General features: G+C 37.1%; 2 protein-coding genes. One reads left to right on the forward strand and one right to left on the reverse strand.

What is annotated here, in order from left to right:
* The first annotated feature begins 47 nt into the window (after window positions 1-47).
* On the forward strand, window positions 48-1220 hold the full coding sequence (locus tag PVV64_RS10355) for a site-specific integrase (protein ID WP_273760901.1): 1173 nt from the start codon (window positions 48-50) through the stop codon (window positions 1218-1220).
* 3 nt (window positions 1221-1223) lie between these two features.
* Here PVV64_RS10355 and PVV64_RS10360 read toward each other — a convergent pair.
* Window positions 1224-1418, reverse strand: a 195-nt coding sequence (locus PVV64_RS10360; RefSeq protein WP_273760902.1) for an AlpA family transcriptional regulator, incomplete at its 5' end; no start/stop codon positions are given.

Here is a 1418-nt window from a genome sequence, read left to right on the forward strand (position 1 = left end):
CCACCGAAAGCGCAATTCAAAAGGTGGTTCAAAAGGTGGTTTGAAAAGTGACTAGGAAAACAAGAACACGTGATAGATTATCTGCTTTATCTGTAAAAAATTTGCCTAAAGGCAAATATGCAGATGGAGCTGGATTATGGCTTATTAAAACAGCACAGAATCAAGGACGTTGGGTTTTTCGATTCGATTTCAATAAAAAACGTCGTGAAATGGGGTTAGGCTCTTGTAGTGTTGTATCTTTGAAAGAAGCAAGACTTAAGGCTACCTCTTGCCGTGATCTTTTAAACCAAGGGATTGACCCGATTCGTAAAAGGCAAAATGAAAAGTTACGACAGGTTGTTGATAGTATTTCTTTACGAGAAATTGTTTTAAGCGCCTTTGAAGCCAAAAAAAGCGAATTGAAAAATGAAGGAACAGCCGCAAGGTGGTTAACACCTCTTACATTGCATGTTTTCCCAAAGCTTGGAGATATAGCAATTACTGAATTGACGCAGATTGATATAAAAGAGTGTTTATCACCTATTTGGAAAACAAAAAACGAAACAGCGAGCAAGGCTTTATCGCGTTTAAATATTGCTATAAAACATGCAGCGGCACGCGGTATAGATGTAGATATGCAATTGGTACCAAAAGCAAAAGCTTTATTGGGAAAATTTATTCAAAATGTTCAAAATATTCCGGCTATGCCCTGGAAAGAAGTTCCTCATTTTTATCAATCTTTAAATGATGAACTTGTCTCAAATTTAGCCTTAAAACTTCTAATTTTAACTGGTGTTCGTTCAATGCCAATTCGGCATATACGGTTGGAGGAAATCAATCAATCAATCTGGACGATTCCAAAAGAAAATATGAAAGGGATAGTTGGAAAGGTTTTTGATTTTCGTGTACCGCTTACAGATGAAGCGCTTGCTATTATTGAAAAAGCAAAAGCAATCGAAAAGAATGGATTTTTGTTTGTTGGGAATTCTGGACAGCCTATCTCTGATATGACACTTTCTAAATTTATGAAAGATAGAGGGCTTACTTATCGTCCACACGGTTTCAGGTCTAGTCTTCGTGATTGGATAGCAGAGACAACGTCAGCACCATTTGAAATTGCGGAATTTACGTTGTCTCATTCAGTAGGAAATTCAGTCACAAAAGCTTATATGAGGACTGATTTTTTGGAACAACGCCGTGTTCTTTTAGAACAATGGGCATCTTTTGTGACTGGGTGTTGATTGTTACGATAGTGGTGGTAATTCTGTAGAGTCTCTTTCGGCTTTTTTGCTTTCAATATAGCGGTCGATTTCAACTATATCCCATTTTAAGTATCGTCCTTCTTGTATTGGTTTAGGAAAAACACCAGCTTTTACAAGCTCTCTAATAGAGGTCATAGACATTCCAAGATAAATCGATAGGTCTTGTATATTGACGAG

The organism is Bartonella sp. ML70XJBT.G (genome assembly GCF_028618575.1).
In the GTDB taxonomy this organism is placed as follows: domain Bacteria; phylum Pseudomonadota; class Alphaproteobacteria; order Rhizobiales; family Rhizobiaceae; genus Bartonella.